At 71.2% G+C, this 5,501-nt stretch carries 5 protein-coding genes; 4 read left to right on the top strand and 1 reads right to left on the bottom strand.

Features of this window, described 5'->3' with window-relative positions; genetic code table 11:
• Positions 1-53: 53 nt before the first annotated feature.
• The gene (locus AB0D44_RS28300) at positions 54-1,070 is read right to left on the bottom strand and encodes an iron-siderophore ABC transporter substrate-binding protein (RefSeq protein ID WP_362596018.1); all 1,017 of its coding nucleotides are present in this window, start codon (positions 1,068-1,070) and stop codon (positions 54-56) included.
• Between the two features lie 143 nt (positions 1,071-1,213).
• Here AB0D44_RS28300 and AB0D44_RS28305 point away from each other — a divergent pair, with 143 nt between their 5' ends.
• The 4 genes from AB0D44_RS28305 to AB0D44_RS28320 all read left to right on the top strand — a co-directional run.
• Positions 1,214-2,278, top strand: coding sequence for an iron ABC transporter permease (locus tag AB0D44_RS28305; protein WP_362596020.1), 1,065 nt, complete (start codon positions 1,214-1,216; stop codon positions 2,276-2,278).
• Positions 2,275-3,411 carry an iron chelate uptake ABC transporter family permease subunit gene (locus tag AB0D44_RS28310; RefSeq protein WP_362596022.1) on the top strand — a complete coding sequence of 379 codons (1,137 nt, stop codon included), beginning with the start codon at positions 2,275-2,277 and terminating at the stop codon, positions 3,409-3,411. Before AB0D44_RS28305 ends, AB0D44_RS28310 begins: the two co-directional genes overlap by 4 nt.
• 1 nt (position 3,412) lies before the next feature.
• The gene (locus AB0D44_RS28315; RefSeq protein WP_362596024.1) at positions 3,413-4,252 is read left to right on the top strand and encodes an ABC transporter ATP-binding protein; all 840 of its coding nucleotides are present in this window, start codon (positions 3,413-3,415) and stop codon (positions 4,250-4,252) included.
• A gap of 800 nt (positions 4,253-5,052) precedes the next feature.
• Positions 5,053-5,501 (top strand): hypothetical protein (locus AB0D44_RS28320; protein WP_362596026.1); only part of this gene is annotated, 449 nt, incomplete at its 3' end.

Below are 5,501 nucleotides of genomic sequence, written 5' to 3' on the forward strand. Positions count from 1 at the left end.
CCTGTCGGTACGCGGCCGGGGCCGGCCGGTTGGGAGGGGGAGGCTGTCGCCGCCTACTTGGCGGGGTCCACCTGGAAGGCCTTCGCCAGGTCGTCGAGGACCACGTCCGCGCCCTGGAGGGAGACCGAGGTCATCCACATGGTGTCGTCGACCTCGTGGACCTGGTTCTTCTGGACCGCGTTCAGGCGCTGCCACAGCGGGTTGGCGAGGAACTTCTTCTTGCGCTCCTCACCGCCCGAGAAGGAGGTCATGAAGATGTGGTCCGCGTCGGCCTGCTGGATCTGCTCTTCGCTGATCTCGATGTTGAACTTGGCCTCGTCGCGCTGGTTCTCCGGCCGCGTCAGGCCCATGTCGTTCAGGATGATGCCGCTGAAGGTCTTGGGCAGGTAGATGCGCGTCGGACCGTCGACGAAGCGGACGACCGAGAAGGTGGGCTTGCCGTTGGCGCCGCCGCCCTTGGCGTTGATCGCGTCACCGATCTTCTTGGCGCGGGTCTGGTAGGCCGTCAGCTTGGCCGCGGCCTGCTCCTCCTGGCCGAGCGCCTTGCCGAGGAAGGTGATGTTCTCCTTCCAGATCGGGCCGGTGGTCTTGACGAACACGGTCGGCGCGATCTGGCTCAGACGGTCGTAGAAGTCGGCGTGACGGACCGTCGCGGAGACGATGAGGTCGGGCTTGAGGGCCGCGATCGCCTCGAGGTTCGGGTTGTCGAGCGGGCCGACGTCCTTCGTCTCCTTCACCGCGTCACCGAGGTAGGGCGGGAAGCCCTTCTGGTCACGGTACGATCCGATGCCGCCGACCAGCGGTGCGTCAAGGGCGACGACCGCCTCGACCAGGCTGTTGTCGAGGGCGACCACGCGCTTGGGCTTGGCCTTCAGCTCGGTCGTGCCCTTGTCGTGGGTGATGGTGCGCGGGAAGCCGGCCGACTCGGCGGCGCCCGACTTCGACGACTCGGCGGCCGGCTTCTTGTCGTCGCTGTTACCGCCGCAGGCGGCGAGCGAGAGGGCCAGGGCTGCCGTGAGGACGGCAGCGGCGATCCGGCCCGGCCGGCGACGCTGAGTGAAGGTGTTCATCGGTTCTCAGTTCTCCAGAGGGAACATGTAATTAGGTAAGGCTTGCCTGAGTAAGTGCGTGGTGAACAGTAGCGGCTCTTCGTGGCCAAATCCAGACGGGGGGTGCCGGGGCAGTTCGGTTAGGCATCCCTTACCTTGTGTGAGTGTCTCTTAAGCCCGTCACTGCCGACGCCACCGCGGTCTCCGCCCCAACTGTTCCGCCGCCCCGACGCGTTCTCTCCCGAACGCTCGTGCTCACGGCGCTGCTCGCCACCGTGGCGGCCATGGTCTGCGCCTCCCTGGCGATCGGCACCAAGGCCGTGCCGCTCTCCGACGTGGTGGCCGCGATAGCGGGGAGTGACGCCGGCGACGCCGTCGTCGTCCGAGAACTGCGCATGCCCCGTACCTTCCTGGGGCTGCTCGTCGGTCTCGCGCTGGGTGCCGCGGGCGCGGTGGCCCAGGACATCACCCGCAATCCGCTCGGCGACCCCGGCCTGATCGGCATCAGCGCGGGCGGCTCGTTCGCGGTCGCGGCGAGCATCGGCATGCTGGGGCTGACCAGTTCCTACCAGTACATCTGGTTCGCCTTCCTGGGCGGGGCGCTGGCCGGGCTCATCGCCTACGCGGTCGGCGGCAGCGGCTACGGCGGCGCCACCCCCGCCAAACTCGCCCTGGCCGGCGCGGCCGTGACCGTACTGCTCGACGCCGGTACCAACACCCTGATCCTGCTCGACGTCCGCACCCTGGACCAGTACCGCTTCTGGGCGGTCGGCTCGCTGGCCGGACGCAACGCGCAGCTGGGCATGGAGCTGCTCCCGTTCGTCCTCGTCGGACTCGTCCTCGCCCTCGGCTTGAGCGGCCGGCTCAACGCCCTCGCCCTCGGGGACGACCTGGCCAGCTCGCTCGGCACCCCGGTCAAGTCCACCCGCGCCCTGGGCGCGCTGGCAGTGGTCCTGCTGACCGGCGCGGCCGTCGCTGCGGCCGGTCCCGTGACGTTCGTCGGCCTGGTCGTCCCGCACGTCGTACGGGCCTTCACCGGGCCCGACGCCCGCTGGCTGGTGCCCTGTTCGGCGCTGGGCGGGGCCTCGCTGATGCTCGCCGCCGACGTGGTGGGCCGCATGGTGGCCCGGCCCGGCGAACTGGAGGCGGGCGTGGTGACCGCGCTGCTCGGCGCGCCGTTCCTCGCGCTGCTGGTCAAGCGCGGCAAGCTCAAGGAGCACACCCGATGAGCACGACGAGTACGACGAGCACGACGAGTACTCCGAGCACCAAGAGCACGACGAGCACGAAGAACCGCCGCACGACCGTGCGCCGGCTGAGGATCGAGGCCGGACCCGTCGGTGTGGCCGTGCCGCTGAGGGTCGCCCTCGTGGTCGCCGCCCTCGCGCTGGCCGGATTCGCCGGACTGATCGCCTCCGTCTCGATGGGCACGTTCTCGATCCCGGTCGGCGAGGTGCTGGGCGCCGTACTCGGTACGGGCTCCGGCGCCGCCGACCTGATCGTCCACCAGCTCCGGCTGCCGCGTGCCCTGACCGCCCTTCTGGTGGGGGCCGCGTTCGGACTGGCCGGCGCCGTGTTCCAGGCCGTCACCCGCAACCCGCTCGCCAGCCCGGACCTGATCGGCATCGCGGCCGGAGCCGGGGCCGGAGCGGTGGGCGCCATCCTCATCGGCGGAGTCACCGCAGCGGGCGCCGGAACCTTCGCCGCGGTGCCGTTCGGAGCCCTCGCGGGCTCCCTGCTGACCGCGGTCGCCATCTACCTGCTGGCGTACCGGGACGGCACCATCACCGGATACCGCTTCGTCCTCGTCGGCCTCGCCGCCAACGGCGCCCTGATCGCGCTGTCCCGCTGGATGCTGGCCCGCGCCGACATCGACCAGGCGTCCCGCGCCATGGTGTGGCTGACCGGCAGCCTCAACGGGCGCGGCTACGAACACGTCCAGTGGGCCGGGCTGGCGCTGGCGGTGCTCGTCCCGCTGACCCTGGCGCTGGCCCGCCCGTACCAACTGCTCCAGTACGACGACGACACCGCGCGGAGCCTGGGCATTCCGCTGCGGCACGCGCGGATCGCCCTGCTGGTCCTCGCCACGTGCCTCACCGCGCTCGCGACGTCGGCGGCCGGGCCGATCGCGTTCGTCGCCCTGGGCGCCCCGCAGATCGCGAGGCGGCTCACCGGCACCGCCGGCATCCCGCTGGTCACCAGCGCGCTGACCGGAGCGGTCCTGCTCATCCTCGCCGACCTGGCCGCGCGGCTCGTCCTCGCGCCGACCGAACTGCCCGTCGGCGTGCTTACCGGCGCCGTCGGCGCTCCGTACCTGCTGCTACTCCTCGCCCGTACCAACCGGGCCGGAAAGGGAGGCTGACATGACCGCCCCGCTGACCGAGACCCAGCCCACCGGCACCTCGCCCACCGCACTGCACGCCTCCGGGCTGCGCCTGGGGTACGGCGACCGCATCGTCTCCGAGGACCTCGACCTCGACATCCCGGCCGGGCAGGTGACCGCCCTGGTCGGCCCGAACGCCTGCGGGAAGTCCACCGCCCTGCGGGCCCTGGCCCGGCTCCTCAAGCCGGCGGGCGGCGCCGTGCACCTGGACGGCGAGGACATCGCGGGCCTGTCCGCACGGGAGTTCGCGCTGCGGCTCGCCCTGCTGCCGCAGACGCCGAGCGCCCCGGACGGGATATCCGTACGCGACCTGGTGGCCCGCGGGCGCACCCCGCACCAGCGGTGGTGGCGCCAGTGGTCCTCCTCCGACGAGGCGGCGGTGGACGCCGCCCTGGCGGCGACGGGCTCGGCGGAGCTGGCGACCCGCTCGATCGACGAACTGTCGGGCGGCCAGCGCCAGCGCGTGTGGATCGCCATGGCCCTGGCCCAGCACACGCCGGTCCTCCTGCTGGACGAGCCGACCACCTACCTCGACCTCGCCCACCAGGTCGACGTCCTCGAACTCGTCGCGGACCTCAACCGCAGCGAGGGCCGCACCGTGGTCATGGTCCTGCACGAGCTGAACCTCGCCTGCCGCTACGCCGGACACCTCGTCGCCATGCGCGACGGACGGGTGATCGCCGCCGGTCCGCCCTCCGAGATCGTCACGCCGGACCTGGTCCGCGAAGTCTTCGGCCTCCAGGCCGCGGTCATCGAATGCCCGGTCGCCGGCACGCCCCTCGTCATCCCGATGGGCGGGCGCCGTACCGAGATCGCCTGACGGCCCGCCGGCGAGGACGGGGCCCACGGCCCCGTCCGCCCGGGCGGCGCCGCTGTCAGGAGGGCTGCTCCGTGAGGCTCGCCGGGTCGGACGGGCCGGCCGCGCCCGTCTCGACCTTGCCCACGAAGCGGCGCAGGAAGTCGGCGCGCCGCGCCACTGACTGTCGCCAATCGCGCCCACTCCCTCACAGTGCGTGATGCCGCCCGGTCCGTGCCGAAGGACAGCCGCCGCAACGGGCAGGTCCGTGGCCTGACCACCGCCCCGCCCCGGCTCCCTCCCGGGCCCGCCCCCGGCCGATCGCCGGCCCCTGAGCTCGATCCCGCACTCGTCGGCAGCGGCAGACGGTCCGTGATCGGGCACCCCCCTCGACCCCGGCGCGGAGCGGGGCCTGGCCGCCGGCGCCGAGGGCTCCCCGCGGCGCCAGGTCGGCCAGACCCTCGTCCCCGAAACGCTCCGTTTCTGCCCCTCGGCCCGGATACTGCCGCGCTGCGCGCTGACCGCGGAGCCACCGGCGGCGCCAGGGGTCACGGATGGTGAGAGCAGAGGTGCATTCGGTAGCAGCCGAGCCTGTTGTCCGTGCAAATTCGGGCTCATGGGGTGCTGCTGTGCGCCTTTTATCACCCTCGTTTGCAGGGGTCAAGGCACGTATTTCAGTGGCGTGACCCCACTTCTCCAGCGGGGTTTATTTGAAGCAAGCCGAACGGAACGGCCGACACCGCAAAGGTCGAGGCCGAAGGATCCGGCCACTCACCCCGCGGGTGGATTTCCGAAAACCCCCGCACTTCCGAATGGAGAAGACCATGATGATTTCCCGCAAGATCATGCTGGCCGCAGCGTCCATGGCACTCGCCGGTGGTATTGCCGTGCCGACCACCGCTCTCGCCGCGTCGGCGCCGCAGTCCACGCAGGTCGTGGCCGACCTGCCGCAGCTCCTGACGGGCTGCGGCCACGGCAAGGGCAAGAAGTGCCACACGCCGAACACCCCGAATACGCCCAACACCCCGAACACTCCGGGTCGCGGTAACAACACCCCCAACACCCCGAACACGCCTAACACCCCGAACTCTCCGGGCGGTGGCGGTAACAACACTCCTAACACCCCGAACACGCCTAACACCCCGAACTCTCCCGGCGGTGGCGGTAACAACACTCCTAACACCCCGAACACGCCCAACACCCCGAACTCTCCGGGCGGTGGCGGTAACAACACCCCCAACACCCCGAACACGCCCAACACCCCGAACTCTCC

This window comes from Streptomyces sp. NPDC048349 (assembly GCF_040651925.1).
In the GTDB taxonomy this organism is placed as follows: Bacteria; Actinomycetota; Actinomycetes; order Streptomycetales; family Streptomycetaceae; genus Streptomyces.